Below are 18734 nucleotides of genomic sequence, written 5' to 3' on the forward strand. Positions count from 1 at the left end.
TTAAATTATGAACGACTTGCCTATGATGACAAGTAGTCCACTGCGGAGTGGTAGTTCAGTTGGTTAGAATACCGGCCTGTCACGCCGGGGGTCGCGGGTTCGAGTCCCGTCCACTCCGCCACTTATTTTGCTAGCCTCGCTTTATGCGAGGTTTTTGCAAATTTAGATACCGAAAGGTACTACAGGGGTGTAGCTCCAATTGGCAGAGCAGCGGATTCCAAATCCGCGTGTTGGGAGTTCGAATCTCTCCACCCCTGCCATATACCGAAGCCTCAGTCGAAAGACTGGGGCTTTTTTGCATTTGTAGCTTCTGAAAAGCCACGTTGGGAGCTGAATTTTCTGTCTAGTAAAATCATTCCGACTTGCCATATTCAAGGCTCTAGCAGAAATACTGGAGCCCTTATCATTCCTGCCACAGAACAAACTTTATACGTAGTACTTCCACATGTTTATAAGGCCCTATCGCATGCCTCAATTTAGTCCATTTTGAAGCTTACGATGGTGTATTCATTGGTAAAAGCTTCTCTGATTTTAAAAAGCTCCAAGCTCTTCTAATCGCAATTTGAGGGTAAAAAACTCAAATTAGATTCTTGCCGTCTAAAACTCTATTCTCAGGCTTTTTCTTATATAGTATTAGTGCAGATCTGTCACTTCTTAGAGTTGGTTATTCAAAATAGGTACTCACCAATCTATTCTGCTTCAATAAAACAAGTCCGACATATTCACTTTCTTCTTATCTTAAGGAATTTCTGATCTTGATAACTCGTTCCTAAAATTTCGATGCCCATATTTAACGCTTAGCGCAAGACATGGAGCAGCAAGATACTGAATATGTTTTGGCTTAATGGAGTATGAATCTGAAAGCAGTTCAGGGTGGGATGTAAGAGCTCTATTAGCGTCTGCGCATAGAGGGTTCAATAAATGTGTATAACTGATTGTAGTACTAGATAGAATTTAGAGTTTGAAGGGGCAGCAGTTAACTTTGTTGTTAGACATATTTATTGCTTGTGTTTATGACAGGGGAGCATTAGTTGTGGGAAGGTATTAATACGTCGACTTAGAAACAATTAAGTGTTGGTTACAAGGAAGAATGCTAAGAAACTAAGTTAGAAAATTTGATGTGGCTAGGTCTATGCACTTTAGGTTATTTCAGTGGATGATAAAGAGAGCTTTCTATTTCTTGAGTGGAGGGCGTTTGAGTATCGATTTGTATTGATTCTACGTTGAGTCATCAAAGCATGTAGCTTCATTCGCTATTTTATTATCGATATGTCACTCTGGACGTTAGTTTCAGTTACTAAATTGGCACAAAAAAGCCGATGCATTGCATCGGCTTTGTGTTGTTAGGCTGTTAATTATTTATGCCGTTTTTACTAATGTTAGTGCTTTTCTAGAAACTTCATGAGCAGCTTTAGTGAGGTTTTGCTTCTCTAAAGCGTCAGATAGGTAGCCATAGTCAGAAACGCTTGCTCTAAGCTCTAAGGCTTTCTCTAAATGGTATTGAGCCTCTGACCACTTGCTCTCACGTAAATAGAACTGAGCAAGAGCACTGTGTGCCTCGGCGTTGTTTTCATCTTTCTTCAGCGATGTTTGCAGCATAACGATAACCGGGTGGCTATCTGCTAAGTTCATCTCTGGTAATAAAGCGTAGAGTTCTGGTGTGGCATGTTTCTTCATACTCTCTTTAATCACGGTGTAGGCTTCTGAGTCTGCTTTACGTGCGATTAACTGCTTAACGAAACATACTATGAGGTGAGAGTCTTGTTTGTTTTTCTTGGCTAGTTTGTCCCAATGAGAGATTAACCCTTCACTGCCTTGCTGCTGAGCGACTTCGGCTAACAGTCCACATTGTGCTTTCTGAGTAAGCGATGCTTTTTCGGTTTCATCGATTTGCTTGGCTTTAGTCAACTTTGGAAGAAGATCGAGTAACGGCTGCCATAACTTAAGCTCGACATAAGTCGTTTTAAGCAGATCGAGCACAATAGTGTTATTCGGATAAGATGACTTTAGTCCTGACAAAGTATTAAACGCATTTTCGAATTTACCTTCTCGCACCTGTTGTTTTGCACGAGTTAACTCAACAGCTAATGTTGAGTCATCTAGCTTACTCGCAAGCTCAAGGTAATGATCACGTTTTTCTGAGTTACCTTGTCCTTGCGCGGCTTCTGAAGCTACTAAATAGCAAAGAAGGGGCATGTCGTGATGATTAGCCCATCGAGTCACTTTCTTCTCTGCTGCCTTCCAGTCACCTTCAAGTAACTTGATGATGCCTTCGTTAGTAAAGCGGCGTGAACGTTTCAGTTTTCGAACGCTAAACCAGTTCCATGTCGTTGAACTGGCTCTTAAAGCTTTCTTGATTAGGAACTCGAGCCCAAAAAGAGCAGCAAGCATTGCGACAATGAAGATAACCAATGTGGTTACACTCATTTCAATGGTTTTATTCGCAACTGAAATAAGTACATAGCCTTGTTGGCCAGAAAACTGGGTGCCTGCAAATAGGCCTGCTCCCAATACTACAAAGAGAAAAATCCAACGAAACATTATTTATCCTCCATCGGCGTCATAGTAGTGACTTCACGGCGAAGGCGTTCGCGGATCACATCCGACAAAACATTTTGTGTTCCAAGTTTCACTGGGTATTCCACAGAAACGTTTTGTTTTTCAAGCTCTGCTAGCGTTTTGTTGAATTCTTTAACGGCATTGTCATCCTGATTAAAGAATGTACTCGACCATTCATTTGCCACTGTTAGCGCGGTGCTATAGATCTCACCTTGCTCGACGTATACCGCTTTAATCGCGGTTTCCAGTTTACCTTTAATGTTCTCTTTTAAGTAAAAGTGTTGTTGTGGCGATAACAGTGGGATTACATTGCCATCACGAGTACGGAAGGTAATAAAACTTTCTGAGAAGTCTTTCAACGAAGTCATTAAGTTACTTTGCCAGTCATAAATATCTTGGGATACAACTTCTTTTTCGACTTCTGGTGCATCCGGTAGGATTGCGTTTGCGAGCGGTAACTTATCGACTTGTTGTTGCAGGCTGGTTAGTCGAAGCACCAATCCATCGCGATCGATAATTGGGATAGTGCGAAGTGTCGTGATGTCATTGGCCATTGCTTGGCGCAGTGGGACTAGGCTCGGGTCATTTAGAGCTGCAATACGTTGATCGGCACTTTCCATCAATTTGGTCGCGCTAACGGCATCGTGCTCTAAGAAGAGTTTGCGACCTGCGAGTTTGACGAGGTAATCGGCTTCAGCTAGTAACCAATCATTTGGCCTACGACCTTTTACATCTGCAACAGCAAGTTGCAGGCTTTCAATGCTCTTTTGCTGTTGAGATAAGACAACCTGTGCTTTCTCTGCGGCTATTGTCGCTTTTTGAATAGTGTCTTGTTTCACAGACTGTATTTCTTGGCTCATTGCAGACTGAGACTGTTGTAGCTGAGCTTGCAGTGCATCAATTTGGGCTTGTTGCTTAGCACTGTTCTGCTGCGCTTGGAAAGCTAACCCACCACTAAAAATGATTGAGATGGCGATAGCAATAGCGCCCAGTTTTACCCCGCGTTTGCCTTGCTTCTCTTCAAACTCTACCGGCTCTTTTTCTGCCTTCAGTTTAGGTAGCTCTTCAGGCTCAGGCTGTTCGCTACTTGGTTCGACAGTTTCTACTTTCGGATCATTTTCCAATGTCTCTGGTTTTTTTTCAGGGTCAGTATGCTCGTTATTATTTTTGCTTGTCATGCTTATGTCCTGTGTTTTTATGGCTGGAGAGAAGCCACTAATATTTGGTTACTCGCGCTCACAGTGTTCTCGACATGAGAAAAGCCTAATTGGAGCGCTCGGGCAGCAATACGTTGGCTAGGTACAAATAATTGTTGTTGTTGAAGCCAAGGTAAATATTCTGGCGGGGTTGAAGAGGTTAGAAATTCCAATTGCCCCTGACTCGTGATAACGACTTGAGTAATGTCGTTGTCTTTCCAATGCTGAAACGTATCTAGACTTGATATTGCAATGAACTCTCGGTGGTAGGTTTCACAGTAATCGACCTTAGCACCTTGTGATATTAATGAGTCTCGGATCAGTTCTCTTCCGCCATTACCGCGCAGAATTGTAATGGTTTTGCCGGAAATATCTTGGAGCTCATTAAGTTGCAGCAAATGTTCGCTATCACTCGTGTCGGGATAGTTTACGATTTGTTGGGTTGCTTTGCTTAATTTGTGCGCGGTTTTTTGACCAACGCCAAGGTAAATAACATCTTGAGGCCAATTGGCATGTTGTTGAAGGAGTATGGTTTGAGCGGAAGATACAGCATGTTGACTGACAGCGATGACGATATCGCTATTTGTTAGCTTAGTGGAAAGCTCAGATGCTTGTTGGTTTTCAACAATGCGAATGAGCGGATGATGGATAGAAGGAATTCCAGCATCCGCTAATTGTTGGCAAAGCGTGAGCCCTTCACTTCCGGGCCGAGTTACCAACACTGCCATGATTAATCGTGGTCAGCGTAAAGTTTGGTTAAGATTTCTTTCGCGCCATCATCAAGAAGTTGATTTGCGAGCGTGACTCCTAATTTTTCAGCGTCTTGGCGAGAACCACGAATTTCGCCACGTACGATCTTAGAACCATCGGGCTCGCCGACTAAAGCACGTAGCCAAATGTCATCGCCTTCCAATAGCGAGTAACTACCGATTGGTACTTGGCAACCACCTTCCAGGGTAAGGTTCATCGCACGCTCACATAGCACACGATCAGCGGTGTCTTTATCATTTAATGGTTCTAGTAATTTAATAAGGCGTTCATCGTCTAGTCGACATTCAATACCCACTGCACCTTGGCCAACGGCCGGTAATGATTGCTCAGGTTCGATAAAGCTACGAATACGTTCTTCTAGCTCTAAACGTTTAAGGCCTGCAGCGGCCAAAATGATGGCATCGTATTGACCATCATCTAGCTTACCTAAACGAGTACCAACGTTGCCACGCAGTTCTTTGATCACGAGATCTGGGCGATATTCTTTTAATTGGCATTGGCGACGAAGGCTACAGGTACCTACAATTGCACCTTGCGGCAGTTCATCGATATTACTGTAAGTATTCGAGACAAAAGCGTCACGTGGGTCTTCACGCTCACAGATGGTGACTAGCCCTAAGCCTTCAGGGAAGTCGACTGGTACATCTTTCATTGAATGCACAGCAAGATCAGCACGGCCTTCAAGCATTGCAACTTCAAGTTCTTTTACGAATAAACCTTTACCGCCAACTTTCGCCAAAGGAGTATCAAGGATGATGTCGCCTTTGGTTACCATCGTCACTAGTTCGACTTCTAAACCTGGGTGTGCAGCTTGAAGTGCATCCCTTACAAAGTAAGCTTGCCATAGGGCAAGAGGGCTTTTTCTAGTGGCAATACGGATAGGTGCTGAGTTTGTCATGAGGGTTCCGGTACTAATTCTTTAATGGGCTAATCCTACCACTGTGAGTGGGAAATTCTTACTGTTTGATCATGAGTTAGATTACTGAATATAGGATTTGCATAAGTTCACCAAAATAGTGTGATTGGTATCTCATTTAAAAGATGGGCTATTATTAGAAATGAGAAATAAAGAGGACACTAGGCTAGCGTGTTCTTCAATGCTTAATGGTTCGAAGTTCAAGTGGGATCAGGCGCATTTCCTTTACCCATAAGATTAAAAGTGTTAAATTGATCACGTTTTGTTGTTGCTTTCGAATAGTAACTAAACAAAAAAGTGCATTTACTCTCAAACCAAGGATACCCCCTTGCAGGCTTACATTCAGACTTTGATTCAGCGATTGGATAATCTAAATCAGCAGCGCGTCGAACGTGCACTTGCGCTGATGGATTTACAAAGTCAGCGTGTATTCCATCTAATTCCTACTCTTCTGCACTTCAATCATCCAGCAATTCCTGGTTTTTATGACCAACAAGTTCCTTTTGGAATTCATAGCTTCTCGCTAAATGCATTCCAAAAGCAATTTGTCGATGATACTCAATTGACCTTAGGTCAACCGTTAGAGTCAGCCAAAGAGCCAGCTATCCTAGGTTTGTATACCATGGGCAGTACCTCTTCTATCGGCCAAAGCACGTCGAGCGATTTGGATATTTGGGTGTGTGTATCGCCTGAAATGGGTCGAGAAGAGAGAGAAAGCCTCACCAATAAATGTTTGTTGATCACTGATTGGGCGCAAACCCAAGGTGTGGAAGCAAACTTCTTTTTGATGGACAGAGAGCGCTTTCGTTCTAACCATTCTGAAGAGATGACTGGTGATAACTGCGGCTCATCGCAGCATCTATTGCTGTTGGATGAGTTTTATCGCAGTGCGGTTCGTCTAGCTGGTCAACGCTTGTTATGGCAAATCATTCCGCCAGAAATGGAAGAATGCTACGACGAGTACGTTCATGACTTGTGCAGTAAAGGCTATGTCGATTGCTCGCAGTGGATTGATTTCGGTAAATTGAATCGAATCCCAGCGGAAGAATATTTCGGCTCTAATTTATGGCAGCTGTACAAGAGTATCGACTCGCCATATAAATCCGTGTTGAAAGCGATTTTATTAGAAGCGTATTCGTGGGAGTACCCGAATACTCAGTTATTGAGTATCGATACCAAACGACGCTTCTTCGCTGATGAACCTGATTTGTATGGGATGGATGCTTACTACTTAATGCTTGAGAAAGTAACGCGTTACCTTGAACGTATTAACGATACGACTCGTTTAGACTTGGTTCGTCGTTGTTTCTACCTGAAGACTCATGAAAAGTTGTCTCGCGAACCGGGTATTGGCTCGGTAGCATGGCGTCGTAAAGCGCTTAGCGAGATGATTCAAACTTGGAATTGGGATCAAGCGACTATCGCTGAGCTAGATAACCGTCGTAATTGGAAAGTAGAACAAGTCAAAGTCGTTCACCATGCGTTGCTTGATGCATTGATGTTGAGCTACCGAAATCTTATTCAATTTGCTCGCCGTAACGACATTACCTCTGCAATTAGCCCGCAAGATATCAGTATCTTGGCTCGTAAGCTGTATGCGGCGTTTGAAGTCTTACCGGGCAAAGTTACCTTGCTTAACCCTCAAATTTCTCCCGATTTGCATGAAGCGGATTTAAGTTTTATCGAAGTACGTAAAGGTCGTGCGAATCAAGCCGGATGGTACTTGTATAAACAGCCGTTGATCGCTCACCGCATTTTGGGGCAGCCTGCTCTAGAGCATCATGAGTATTTGAGTAAATTGGTGGCGTGGTCGTTCTTTAATGGATTGATCACGGAGTCCACTCGTTTGCATTCAGTGGTACGTGACGCACAGATTGATATCGATAAGTTTTACCAAATGGTGAGTGACTTACGAAACACCTTCTCTCAGCGTAAACGCCGTCCAAGTATGCAAGCGCTTGCCAGCCCATGCGAAATAAGCCAATTGGCGATGTTCATTAACTTCGAAAGCGATCCAACGTCAGATTTGAGTGCGCGCTCATTGAAAGTTGATTTGAAGAACATCGATATCTTTAGTTTTGGTGAGGAAGGCAAAAGCTTAGTCGGTAGCGTTGATTTGGTGTATAGAAATTCGTGGCATGAAGTGCGTACTCTGCATTTCCAAGGTGATACCGCGATGCTGGATGCGTTGAAGACAGTGCTAGGTAAAATGCACCAAGATGCAATTCCGCCGGAGTCGGTGGATGTCTTCTGCTACAGCAAGAATTTACGCGGTGTCATGCGTAATATGGTGTATCAGTTATTAGCCGAGTGCATTGAGCTACGCTTGAAACCGATTGAGCAAGAAAAACGTCGTCGCTTTAAAGCGATGCGGTTAGCCAACCAAATGTATGGTTTGTTCTTCGAGCGCCGTGGCGTCTCGGTTCAGAAACTGGAAAACTCGGTGGATTTCTACCGCAGCATTTCGAGTAATAAGCTCAAAGGCTCACCGTTATTGATGCTAGATAAAGAGCAAGAGTATCAATTGCCGGAAGTGGTCGATGGCTTTGCGAGTGAAGGCTTAATCCAATTCTTCTTCGAAGATACCGATAAGGGCTTCAATATCTATGTGCTGGATGAGTCGAATCAAGTTGAGGTTTACCACCAATACAATGGCGTGAAAGATGAAATGATCGCCAGTGTAAATACTTTTTACACTTCAGTGAAAGACGATAACCAAGTGGCGTCGCAGTTGATTAACTTTAACTTGCCTCAGTATTATCAAATTGTGCACCCTGAAGAGGGGGACTCTTACGTGATCCCTTATCGCAACGACAGCTCGCCGTGTTCAAAGGCTTCAAAAGTCGCCAATATTTAGTGCCAGTTTAAAAACAAAAAGGAGTGATTGCATCACTCCTTTTTTAGTTTTGGCAGAAATAAAAATGGGGCTTATACCCAGTCAATCTCTTCACCCGCGTGCTTTACACACTCATCTTTTACCATAGTGAACAGTTCAACGCCTGTCTTAGAGCATGTCCACTTTCCATCAACCAGCTTGAAGTGGAAGCCACCGGATTTTGATGCCAACCAAATCTCATGCATAGGTTCTTGGCGGTTAATGATGATCTGACTGCGGTCTTCAAATTCAAGTGTCATGACGTTGCCCGTCACTTCATAATCGATATCTGCTTCTGAATCATCGATAGCTTCTTCGATGTTTTGCATCTGTGTATCGACCAGTTGATGAAATTCAGTATCGTTCATCCTTTCTATCCTATTGCTTTTCCTGAGTGTGGTGCGATTATAGGGGGCATTGAGTTAATAATCACGATATGCAAAATGAAAAAATTAATTACCGCTCTGTTTATGCTGTCCGTTATCGGTCTTTCTGGTTGTGGTCAAACCGGTCCTTTGTACATGCCAGACGAACCACAACAAAGTGAACAATCGCAATAATTGAATAGAAACGTAGTAGCAATCGTTTTTTATAAGGGAAAAGAATTTTGGATTACTTCAACTATCAGGATGATGGCCAGCTTTGGGCTGAGGACGTCGCACTTTCACAACTAGCAGAGCAATACGGCACACCATTGTACGTGTATTCTCGTGCAACCTTAGAGCGCCATTGGAACGCATTTGATTCTTCTGTAGGCGAACACCCGCATCTTGTCTGTTACGCTGTTAAAGCGAACTCAAACTTAGGTGTCCTAAATACACTGGCTCGTTTGGGATCTGGCTTTGATATCGTATCTGGCGGTGAGTTAGAGCGCGTGATCGCGGCAGGCGGTGAAGCATCGAAGGTTGTATTTTCTGGTGTCGGCAAAACAGAAGCGGAAATGAAACGCGCATTGGAGCTGAAGATTAAGTGTTTCAATGTTGAATCTGAGCCTGAATTAGAGCGCCTGAACAAGGTAGCGGGTGAGCTTGGAGTCAAAGCGCCAATTTCTCTGCGTATTAACCCAGATGTTGATGCAAAAACTCACCCTTATATTTCTACTGGTTTACGTGATAATAAATTTGGTATTGCGTTTGACCGTGCACCTGCGGTGTACAAATTCGCGCAAAGCTTAGAGAACTTAAACGTTCAAGGTATTGATTGCCATATCGGCTCTCAGCTAACGGACATTGAACCGTTTATTGATGCGACCGATCGTTTACTTGCGTTGATCGATCAGCTTAAAGCGGACGGTGTGAATATTTCTCACCTTGATGTTGGTGGCGGCTTAGGCGTTGTATATCGTGATGAATTGCCTCCTCAGCCATCAGACTACGCGAAGGCTCTACTTGCACGCTTAGAGAATCACTCTGATCTAGAGCTTATTTTCGAACCTGGCCGAGCGATTGCTGCGAACGCTGGTGTACTATTGACGAAAGTTGAGTTCCTCAAGCCGACTGAGCATAAGAATTTCGCTATCATTGATGCAGCAATGAATGACTTAATGCGCCCAGCGCTATATCAAGCGTGGCAAGACATCGTGCCTGTGAATCCTCGTCAGGGTGAAGCCGTGACTTACGACTTAGTGGGCCCAATTTGTGAAACGGGTGATTTCCTCGGTAAAGATCGTGACCTAGTTCTTGAGCAGGGTGATTTGCTTGCGGTTCGTTCTGCTGGTGCTTATGGCTTCGCGATGTCATCCAACTACAACTCTCGCTCACGAGCGGCGGAAGTGATGGTCGATGGCAACAAAACTCATTTGGTTCGCCAGCGCGAAGAGCTATCGAGCTTGTGGGAACTTGAAAACATTCTTCCGGAGTAATTTGAAGCGTTATGCATTTCCACTTTTCTAAAATGCATGGTTTGGGTAATGATTTCATGGTTGTGGACTGCATTACTCAAAACATATTCTTTTCCCCTGATTTGATCCGCCGCTTGGCGGATCGACATACAGGCGTAGGCTTTGACCAGTTATTAGTGGTTGAAGCCCCTTACGATCCCGAAACCGATTTCCACTATCGTATTTTCAATGCCGACGGCAGCGAAGTTGAACAATGTGGGAACGGCGCTCGTTGTTTTGCTCGCTTTGTAAGAATGAAAGGTCTTACAAACAAATACAGCATCAATGTCAGTACGAAAAAAGGCAAAATGGTACTGAAGATTGAAGACAACGACCAAATCACGGTCAACATGGGTGTACCGGAATTCGAGCCAAGTAAGATTCCATTCAAGGCTAAGCAGTCTGAAAAAACGTACATCTTGCGTACTGATGAGCACACCTTGTTCTGTGGTGCAGTAAGCATGGGGAATCCGCATGTAGTAACGGTCGTTGACGACGTAGACACTGCGGACGTAGACACGCTTGGGCCGCTGTTAGAGTCTCATGAGCGTTTCCCTGAGCGCGTGAATGCTGGGTTTATGCAGGTTGTTAGCCGTGATGAAGTTCGCTTGCGCGTATATGAACGTGGTGCGGGTGAAACTCAAGCTTGTGGTAGCGGCGCCTGTGGCGCGGTTGCGGTTGGCATTCTACAAGGTTTGCTGGCGGAAAACGTTAAGGTGAGCTTGCCTGGTGGTGATTTAAGCATTAGCTGGCAAGGTCCTGGAAAACCGCTATTCATGACTGGCCCAGCAACGCACGTCTTCGATGGTCAATTGTCTTGTTAGTATTAATGAAAAACAGAAAGGAATGGTTTTGTCGTACGTAGAAGCAGATGCCCTTACCGCAGAAGTTGTTGCTGAGTATTTGCGTGATAATCCCGATTTCTTCCAGCAGCGTAGTGAACTTGTTGATCGTTTATCGATTAATAACCAAGAGCAAGGCGCAGTGTCGTTGGTGGAGGTGCAATTGAAGCGCCAACGTCAACGTATTGAAGAGCTAGAAGAAGAAATTACCAGCTTGATGTCGTTAGCGGCCAATAACGATAAAACCTTTTACGAATTTATGGAGCTTCAAGATCAGATCTTACAATGTGATGATTTCTTGCAAGTTGTGAAGGCAGTAGAAGTGAAAGCGAAAGATTTAGGTCTACGTGCTTTTGTTAAGGTACTTTCCCAAAATTCAGGTTGTTACTCGTTAGATAAAGAAAGCCTGCAGCGTTTTTCGACTAATCATTTGAATGGTAAAGACGCGTATTTGGGACGATTACGTAAAGTCGATCGTGAGAGTTTATTTGGCGAAGGCAACAGCCCGGAGCTAGGCTCTTATGTAGTGATGCCGTTAGTGAAGCAATCCACTTTAGGCTTGTTGGCGTTTTCAAGTGAAGATGGCGGTCATTTTCAACCGTACATGGATACTTTGTTTTTACGTCATTTGGCTCTTGTGGTAGCGCACTTGGCAAATTCTTTACCTTGGCAGAGCTCAAATGAATCCAGCACCCAATACTCCACTTCCGGCTAGCTTACAAAAGCCTCTTGAGCGCTTCTATGAATATTTACGAAGCGAAAAGGGGCTAAGTCTTCATACGCAAAGAAATTACCGTCAACAGCTTGAAACCATGGCAAGTCACTTAGTGTCTCTCGGGTTGAAAGACTGGGGGCAAGTGGACGCAGCTTGGGTTCGTCAGTTGGCGAGTAAAGGCATGCGTGATGGCATGAAAGCCAGCAGCATTGCGACACGTTTATCTTCGCTACGTAGCTTCTTTGACTTTTTAGTGTTGCGTGGCGTCATGAGTGCTAACCCAGCCAAAGGCGTATCAGCACCACGTAAGCAAAGACCTTTACCCAAAAACCTTGATGTTGATGAAGTCGGTCAATTACTCGAAGTGAACGAAGATGATCCACTTTCTGTGCGTGATCGCGCAATGATGGAAGTCATGTATGGCGCTGGCTTGCGATTGGCAGAGCTGGTGGGCATCAATGTGAAGGACATTAGTGCAAGCCAAGGTGAAATTCGAGTGATTGGTAAAGGGGACAAGGAGCGTAAAGCACCATTTTCTGGTCAAGCTGAAGAATGGGTCGCTAAATGGCTTAAAGTACGCAGCAGCCTAGCGCACCCAGACGAAGTAGCACTGTTTGTCTCTAAACTTGGCACGCGCATTTCTCATCGCAGTGTGCAAAAACGCATGGAAGAGTGGGGAAAGAAGCAGGCGGTCGCGAGTCATATCAGCCCGCACAAACTCCGACACTCATTTGCGACTCATATGTTGGAGTCCAGCCAAAATCTGCGTGCCGTGCAAGAGTTAATGGGACACGAGAATATTTCAACAACTCAAGTGTATACCCATTTAGATTTTCAACATTTAGCGCAAGCTTACGACCAAGCTCACCCTAGAGCGCGTAAGAAATCCGACAAAGAGTAGAATCCTTTATGAAGTTTTACCGTAGCCCGCAACCAATCAAAGCCATGACTTTCGATTTGGATGATACGCTTTACGATAACTGGCCGGTGATCGCTCGCGTTGAACGTGAAATGGTTAAATGGTTTCATCGGGCTCACCCTATATCGGCATCGATGAGCTTTGATTCTTGGCAACAGGTGAAACAACAAGTTTTAGAGCAGCAGCCATTCCTCAAACATGATGTCACACTGTGGCGCCATACTCAGATCAAGCACGGTCTGATGCAATTGGGTTATAGCGAGATTCAAGCACAACAAGCCGCTGATGACGGTATTGGACAAGTACTCGTTTTGAGAAATCAAATCGACATCCCTCAAGAAACTCACCAAGTGCTAGAACAGTTGAGTCTGGCAATGCCCTTAATTGCGATTACCAATGGTAATGTCGATCCGCACCGTATCGGTTTAGCTTGTTACTTTCAATCAATCTTGAAAGCAGGGCCTGATGGTAGAGCTAAGCCATACCCTGATATGTTCTTGAAAGCTAAGCAACAATTAGGGTTACCGGGCGATGCTATTTTGCATGTCGGCGATCATTTAGTCACTGATGTACAAGGGGCTAAGCGCAATGGTTTTCAAGCATGTTGGTTTAATGATGGAAAATTGAACTTGCAGCAACATGCTAAAGCGACAACGGTTCCGGATATTGAAATTCACCGATTACCGGAGTTGTTACATTTATTGTAATAAGTCGCATTTGGAGATATGAATTGGTACAGTTAAAGGGAATGTTAGTTAGTAACATTCTTTTGGCTTACCCACTTGAAAGCATAAAATAACAAAAGTGTGGAAGCCGGAGCGTCAGTAATTCTGTTATACAAGGTTAAGCATGCAAACCTCCACATTTTTGGCTCATACTGAAGAACTTCTCGCGTCTCAATTGACTGCACGTGATTGGAATCGTGACCACAACTATTTAGTCCAGTTGTTTTCGACTCAGCCAGCTGAAATAGCGCAGCGCTTTGCTCATCTCCTGCTTGTAAACCTCCCCAATGTTACCGTTATCGGTCAAAGCGCCACTCATCTTATTCGTGATAACCAATTGGAAGCCTCTGGAACCTTAGTGGTGATCAGCGAGTTTTGCGAAAGTGAGATCACGGCTGCGGCTCAAGAATTCAGTCATCAACCAGAATTAGATAGCCATGCGCTGGTGGATGCACTTTGCCTAACCCAAGACAGTAAAGCGGTGATTAGTTTTAGCGCTCAAGTGGATGGGCGTGATTACCCAATTTATTCAGCCTTTGACCACTTGGCTAACCTGCTACCTGTCGCTGGCGGCTTATGTAAGTCCAACAAACACGGTTGTTGGGTGATGCTCAATGAAAACACCTATGAGCAAGCGTGCGTGGCGGTTGCATTACATAATCCTAATTTGAAAGTATGGACGGGTGCGTACTCGGAGTGGAACCCTATTGGGATGAAGCACCGCGTGACGCATGCAGTAGGTAAACGCCTATATTCGCTGAATAACACTCCGGCTTATGAAGTCTTCAAACATTACTTAGCGGATGGACAGGACTTACCTTTCGAACAGCTTAAAAACTTCCCGCTGTATCGTGAGTCGGGCATCAAGAAAGGGGTGTCGACAGCGCTCAATATCCTGCCTGATGGCAGTATTGAATTTGATAAAGAGTGGCAGGTGGGGGAAGAAACGCAATTTTGCTACAGCCACCCATCGTTAACCGTTGAAAAAGTTCGTCATGGTGCTGAACTATTGACGATGCGCCAGCCTGAGTCAGTCATGATTTATAACTGTGCGTCGCGTTTGGATTTTCTCGATGGCAGCACTGAGCTTAAACCTTTTGAAGGTGTCACCAATACCGCTGGGGTGTATTGCATGGGGGAGTTATCTCTTCAAGGCAATAAACAAGAGATCTTGCACCACAGCTTGACCTATTTAGCGCTTCGAGAGTCGCATGAGCTGCCTGAGTTCAATCGCTTACAACTCAATACCGAATTGACCGTTTCACCGCTGTTAAACTTAGTACGCAATGCGATCGTCGACTTAGATACCATGAATGCGGAAATGGAGCATAAGCTGCATAAACAGGCGCAAAAACTGACGGACAGTTACCGCTACGATACCCGTACTGGGTTACCCAACCGTATTGCGCTGAAAGAGCGTCTGACCAAAATTAATGCTCGTGAGCACCTATTAACTTTAAAGCTAACCAATTTTAATCAGGTCAATGAGAAATACGGTTATCAGGTAGGTGATCAACTGCTAATGGATTTGTCGACTCATTTCCAAGGACGTTTAGACATGCGTTTAGGCAGCCATGCCTCGATTGGTTTATACAGTATTGGCGTGGGCGAGTGGGCGATCATTTTTACCGCCAGCACTGACAGCGAATTTATTAAGCAGCAGTTTGTCCGTTTTGCTGATGCCATTGAGCACATTAATTTTGAGCCGTATGGGCTATCAGATGTGGATTACCTGTCGGTTTCCCTATGTGGCGGGCTAGCCAGCCGCTGTGACTTCATGGATGACAGCGGTGATGACTTGTTGCTTAAAGCCATTGAAGCGCGTCGCTATGGGGTGAGAAATAACACTCACATTACCAATGCGAAAGACATTCAAGTGAGTGAAGAAGACCGCAAAGAACAACTAGGTTGGCTCAGTTGCGTCAGCCGAGCGATTTTGGATCAAAAAATCATTGCTTATAGTCAGCCGATCGTGGCTTCTCATACCCATGAGTTGGTATCACAAGAGTGTTTAGTGCGTATCTTGGAGGAGGATGGCTCGATTATTTCACCGGGGCAGTTCTTACCTATTATTGAAGACACGCACTTATATACGCGCCTTAGTCGCCATATGATTAAGAATACCTTGGACTACATGGCGGATAAACAAGGTGCTTTTTCAATTAACTTATCGCCACAAGATCTGCTGAGCGATCGCACTTTAGAAATCTTAGAGTCTTCGATAAGTAAGTTGAATGACCCAAGCCGGCTTGGCTTAGAAGTACTTGAGTCTGAGCAAATTAAAGATTACGGGCGCATGATAGAAGTGTGTAACCACTTTCGTTCATTGGGCGCTCGCATCATTGTGGATGACTTTGGTTCGGGTTATTCCAACATTGATGAAATCATTAAGCTGGAACCACAGATCATTAAGCTTGATGGCAGCTTGATCCGTAATGTGGATCAAGACCTTAAGCAGCGTAAGATCGCGTCTCAGTTAGTGCAGCTGTGTCAGGTGTTTAACGCTAAAACTATCGCTGAATTTGTTCATAACCAAGAAGTGTGCAGTATTGTTGAACAGATGGGCGTGGATTACCTGCAAGGCTACCACTTAGGTAAGCCAACACGCTTGTACTAATAGCTGATACTGAATTGGCTGCATATTGGCTCGCGATGAGCTCACATATTTTGTAAATCCGAAAGGCTTATCCGTGCAAAGTGGATAAATTGCGAGCAATATATATTACCATTAGCCCTAGCAATTAATGCGAATATGCAGTCTCTTTCCATATTGATACAAGATTTCGACCAGCTCGAAATAGAGTTAAATAAGGTTGCTTTTCATGCTCATGAACGGTTACTTATTCAGCTGTTTTCTTCGTATTCGACTCAGCAAGTGGAACGAGCTAGCCATGCAATTCAATCACATTTTCCTTATGCAGTAGTCATTGGCAGTAGTGCGAATCATTTTATCTGCCAAGGTGAAATTAAGCATCAAGGCTTATATCTAGTCATCACTCAATTCCAATCTGTATCGCTTTCTTCCGCTATCGTGCATTACTCGCAAGATCTTACACAAGACAGCGTTGAGCTATATCGTCAACTGGATTGCTCAGAGGCGACGCAATCTATTATCTGTTTTGCAGACCGAATGAGTGTCGACAAAGTCGATTTGTTCTCGGCGTTTAATCAGTCAGAGTTTGATATTCCGATTGCAGGTGGCGCATCGACCATAACCGACCACGGACGTTGGGTCATGTTAAATGGCCAATGTGTCGAAAATGCCTGTGTGGCAGTGAGTCTTATTAGTGATGAGTTATCGGTTTGGACTGGGCATTACACCGAATGGAATCCCATTGGTAAAACCTTCCGAGTCACTTCGGCTGATGGGCACACCATCCATTCTCTTGATAATACACCAGTAAAAGAAGTCTACGATCGCTACTTAGCCGATGGTGGCAATGTGCCTATGGAGCAGTTGCCAAACTTCCCATTGATGGTAGGGGAACCCAAAGAGCAAAACATTTTCTTACCTTTGATACTGCATGGCGAAAGTTCGATCGAGTTCAACGGTCGCTTTAACACTGGTGATGAAGTCCGGTTTTGCTATGACCATCCTTCATTAACACTGGAGCAACTGCGGTTAGGCATGCAGCAAATGGCGCCTTCGGCACCGGAGCACTTCTTTGTCTATAACTGTACTTCGCGTATTGATTTCATTGAAGACAATCAAGAAGTAGAGATCATTCAAGAGCTCGCCAATTGCTATGGTGTTTACTGTATGGGAGAGCTGTACTTTGATAATGGTCAGCAGCGAATTTTACACCATAGCCTTACGTATCTTGCCCTTAGGGAAGGTGAAGTAACGGCCAATACCCCGCAGTTAGCTCGCCCTAAAATTAATACCATCACGCCGTTGTTTTCTCTGATTCGAAATGCTCTGTTAGATGTGGATGACGTCAATCAAAGTATGGTCAACAAGATCCAGCAGCAGGCTAATGACTTGACGGCCAGTTATCGTATCGATCGCCGTACAGGCTTACCCAATCGCAGTGTCTTACGTGAAAAGCTTGTAAAGATGAGTTCGGCGAGCCACTTGCTGACTTTAAAAGTGACCAACTTCGGTCAGATTAATGAGAAATATGGCTATCCTGTTGGCGACAAGTTGCTCAAGGATTTAAGCGAGTATTTTCAAGTCATCTTGTTGAACCATTTTATCGAAGGTTGCCAGCTATATAGCATTGGCGTGGGGGAGTGGGCGATAGTCTTTAAGACTTCTGCAAGTGATGCTTACATTCACCAGTTGTTCTCGCAATTTGCTGATCAAATTGAACATGTAAACTTTGAACCGCTAGGTTTGCCAGATATCGATTACCTTTCAGTATCTGTGTGTGGTGGTTTAGTCAGTCGTTGCGATTTCCCGAATGAATCGATTGATGACTTGTTACTGAAATCCATAGAAGCGCGTCGCTACGCTGTTAGCCATAATAAACACCTAGCGAATGCCCGTACTCTGAAGAAGCTGGATCAAAATCGACAAGAGCAATTGGGTTGGCTGTCGTGCGTTAGCCGAGCGGTACTACACCAAAATGTCGTTGCGTGTGCACAACCGATCGTAGCAGCAGGCTCACATGAAGTGGAAAGCTTAGAGTGTTTAGTTCGTATTGAAGAGGACGGGATGATTATCCCGCCAGGAAAATTCCTCCCTATCATAGAAGGCACACACCTCTACACGCGTTTAAGCCGCCAGATGATTTCGCGTACGTTTGACTACATGAGTCAAACCACAGATTCGTTCTCGATAAATTTGTCTCCTCAAGATTTAATTAATGAGAAAACCCTGCAGCATCTCGAAGCTTCGATAAAGAAAATCAGTCACCCTCAACGGATTGGGTTGGAAGTTCTCGAAACAGAGCAAATCAAAGACTATGGCCGCATGATTGAAGTGTGTAACCACTTTAGAGAGTTAGGTGTGAGTATCGTTGTTGATGACTTTGGATCGGGTTATTCAAATATCGATGAAATCATTAAGCTTGAACCACAAGTGATTAAGCTTGATGGCAGCCTGATTAAAAATATCGACCAAGATGTAAAACAAAGAAAGATTGCCCAACAGCTAGTTAGCTTATGCCAGATCCTCAATGCCAAAACCGTTGCTGAGTTTGTCCATAACCAAGAAATTTGTCAGATAGCTGAAGATATGGGGGTCGACTATTTGCAAGGTTACTACTTCGGCCAACCGCAACGTATTTTCTAGCTCGAAAAGACGAGCGAGCATCGAGGTAAATCTCGATATTTCAAACCATTAGTTTCACGTGAAACCATTTAATATTGCCCATAGGTTCCGCCTAAATGAGC

General features: G+C 44.3%; 14 protein-coding genes and 2 tRNA genes. 11 read left to right on the plus strand and 5 right to left on the minus strand.

What is annotated here, in order from left to right; genetic code table 11:
• Positions 1 to 44 precede the first annotated feature (44 nt).
• Both ELZ11_RS22945 and ELZ11_RS22950 read left to right on the plus strand, forming a co-directional pair.
• Positions 45 to 121, plus strand: a tRNA-Asp gene (locus ELZ11_RS22945).
• 62 nt (positions 122 to 183) lie between these two features.
• Positions 184 to 260 (plus strand) — tRNA-Trp (locus tag ELZ11_RS22950).
• A 1099-nt stretch (positions 261 to 1359) separates the two neighbouring features.
• Here ELZ11_RS22950 and ELZ11_RS22955 read toward each other — a convergent pair.
• From ELZ11_RS22955 to hemC, 4 genes are read right to left on the minus strand one after another with little or no spacing between them, the layout of a single operon-like run.
• Positions 1360 to 2541 carry a heme biosynthesis protein HemY gene (locus tag ELZ11_RS22955; protein ID WP_137359709.1) on the minus strand — a complete coding sequence of 394 codons (1182 nt, stop codon included), beginning with the start codon at positions 2539 to 2541 and terminating at the stop codon, positions 1360 to 1362.
• Positions 2541 to 3737, minus strand: coding sequence for a uroporphyrinogen-III C-methyltransferase (locus tag ELZ11_RS22960; RefSeq protein WP_137359710.1), 1197 nt, complete (start codon positions 3735 to 3737; stop codon positions 2541 to 2543). Before ELZ11_RS22960 ends, ELZ11_RS22955 begins: the two co-directional genes overlap by 1 nt.
• 17 nt (positions 3738 to 3754) lie before the next feature.
• Positions 3755 to 4483 carry a uroporphyrinogen-III synthase gene (locus ELZ11_RS22965; RefSeq protein WP_137359711.1) on the minus strand — a complete coding sequence of 243 codons (729 nt, stop codon included), beginning with the start codon at positions 4481 to 4483 and terminating at the stop codon, positions 3755 to 3757.
• A gap of 2 nt (positions 4484 to 4485) precedes the next feature.
• The gene (gene hemC / locus ELZ11_RS22970; RefSeq protein ID WP_137359712.1) at positions 4486 to 5424 is read right to left on the minus strand and encodes a hydroxymethylbilane synthase; all 939 of its coding nucleotides are present in this window, start codon (positions 5422 to 5424) and stop codon (positions 4486 to 4488) included.
• Positions 5425 to 5770: 346 nt separating this feature from the next.
• Here hemC and ELZ11_RS22975 point away from each other — a divergent pair, with 346 nt between their 5' ends.
• Complete coding sequence (locus tag ELZ11_RS22975) at positions 5771 to 8299, plus strand: class I adenylate cyclase (protein WP_137359713.1); 2529 nt, start codon at positions 5771 to 5773, stop codon at positions 8297 to 8299.
• Between the two features lie 71 nt (positions 8300 to 8370).
• Here the strand turns inward: ELZ11_RS22975 and cyaY are convergent, their stop codons facing one another.
• Positions 8371 to 8685, minus strand: a complete 315-nt coding sequence (gene cyaY, locus ELZ11_RS22980; protein WP_137359714.1) for an iron donor protein CyaY — start codon at positions 8683 to 8685, stop codon at positions 8371 to 8373.
• A 75-nt stretch (positions 8686 to 8760) separates the two neighbouring features.
• Between cyaY and lptM the strand changes: the two genes are divergently transcribed.
• From lptM to ELZ11_RS23020, 8 genes are all read left to right on the plus strand, one after another.
• Positions 8761 to 8877, plus strand: coding sequence for an LPS translocon maturation chaperone LptM (gene lptM, locus ELZ11_RS24135; RefSeq protein ID WP_425275718.1), 117 nt, complete (start codon positions 8761 to 8763; stop codon positions 8875 to 8877).
• A gap of 47 nt (positions 8878 to 8924) precedes the next feature.
• The gene (gene lysA / locus ELZ11_RS22990) at positions 8925 to 10178 is read left to right on the plus strand and encodes a diaminopimelate decarboxylase (protein WP_137359716.1); all 1254 of its coding nucleotides are present in this window, start codon (positions 8925 to 8927) and stop codon (positions 10176 to 10178) included.
• A gap of 11 nt (positions 10179 to 10189) precedes the next feature.
• Positions 10190 to 11020, plus strand: a complete 831-nt coding sequence (dapF, locus tag ELZ11_RS22995; RefSeq protein WP_137359717.1) for a diaminopimelate epimerase — start codon at positions 10190 to 10192, stop codon at positions 11018 to 11020.
• Positions 11021 to 11048: 28 nt separating this feature from the next.
• Positions 11049 to 11753: a DUF484 family protein gene (locus ELZ11_RS23000; protein ID WP_137359718.1), complete on the plus strand. Its 705-nt coding sequence runs from the start codon at positions 11049 to 11051 to the stop codon at positions 11751 to 11753.
• Positions 11719 to 12654: a tyrosine recombinase XerC gene (gene xerC, locus ELZ11_RS23005; RefSeq protein ID WP_137359719.1), complete on the plus strand. Its 936-nt coding sequence runs from the start codon at positions 11719 to 11721 to the stop codon at positions 12652 to 12654. The genes ELZ11_RS23000 and xerC overlap by 35 nt, the downstream gene beginning before the upstream one ends.
• 8 nt (positions 12655 to 12662) lie before the next feature.
• The gene (gene yigB / locus ELZ11_RS23010; RefSeq protein ID WP_137359720.1) at positions 12663 to 13379 is read left to right on the plus strand and encodes a 5-amino-6-(5-phospho-D-ribitylamino)uracil phosphatase YigB; all 717 of its coding nucleotides are present in this window, start codon (positions 12663 to 12665) and stop codon (positions 13377 to 13379) included.
• A 142-nt stretch (positions 13380 to 13521) separates the two neighbouring features.
• Positions 13522 to 16014 (plus strand): bifunctional diguanylate cyclase/phosphodiesterase, encoded by a 2493-nt coding sequence (locus ELZ11_RS23015; RefSeq protein WP_137359721.1) that lies wholly within the window; start codon positions 13522 to 13524, stop codon positions 16012 to 16014.
• Positions 16015 to 16149: 135 nt separating this feature from the next.
• Entirely contained in the window at positions 16150 to 18633 is a 2484-nt protein-coding gene (locus tag ELZ11_RS23020) for a bifunctional diguanylate cyclase/phosphodiesterase (RefSeq protein ID WP_137359722.1), read from the plus strand.
• Positions 18634 to 18734: the final 101 nt, after the last annotated feature.

Source organism: Vibrio profundi, from assembly GCF_005281835.1.
Classification (GTDB): domain Bacteria; phylum Pseudomonadota; class Gammaproteobacteria; order Enterobacterales; family Vibrionaceae; genus Vibrio; species Vibrio profundi.

Bases quoted from the DNA above. Each gene is read 5' to 3' on its own strand.
- hemC (WP_137359712.1), bottom strand. From the start codon at position 5,424: ATGACAAACTCAGCACCTATCCGTATTGCCACTAGAAAAAGCCCTCTT.
- ELZ11_RS22955 (WP_137359709.1), bottom strand. From the start codon at position 2,541: ATGTTTCGTTGGATTTTTCTCTTTGTAGTATTGGGAGCAGGCCTATTT.
- ELZ11_RS23015 (WP_137359721.1), top strand. From the start codon at position 13,522: ATGCAAACCTCCACATTTTTGGCTCATACTGAAGAACTTCTCGCGTCT.
- lptM (WP_425275718.1), top strand. From the start codon at position 8,761: ATGAAAAAATTAATTACCGCTCTGTTTATGCTGTCCGTTATCGGTCTT.
- dapF (WP_137359717.1), top strand. From the start codon at position 10,190: ATGCATTTCCACTTTTCTAAAATGCATGGTTTGGGTAATGATTTCATG.
- ELZ11_RS23020 (WP_137359722.1), top strand. From the start codon at position 16,150: ATGCAGTCTCTTTCCATATTGATACAAGATTTCGACCAGCTCGAAATA.
- xerC (WP_137359719.1), top strand. From the start codon at position 11,719: ATGAATCCAGCACCCAATACTCCACTTCCGGCTAGCTTACAAAAGCCT.
- cyaY (WP_137359714.1), bottom strand. From the start codon at position 8,685: ATGAACGATACTGAATTTCATCAACTGGTCGATACACAGATGCAAAAC.
- ELZ11_RS22965 (WP_137359711.1), bottom strand. From the start codon at position 4,483: ATGGCAGTGTTGGTAACTCGGCCCGGAAGTGAAGGGCTCACGCTTTGC.
- yigB (WP_137359720.1), top strand. From the start codon at position 12,663: ATGAAGTTTTACCGTAGCCCGCAACCAATCAAAGCCATGACTTTCGAT.
- ELZ11_RS22960 (WP_137359710.1), bottom strand. From the start codon at position 3,737: ATGACAAGCAAAAATAATAACGAGCATACTGACCCTGAAAAAAAACCA.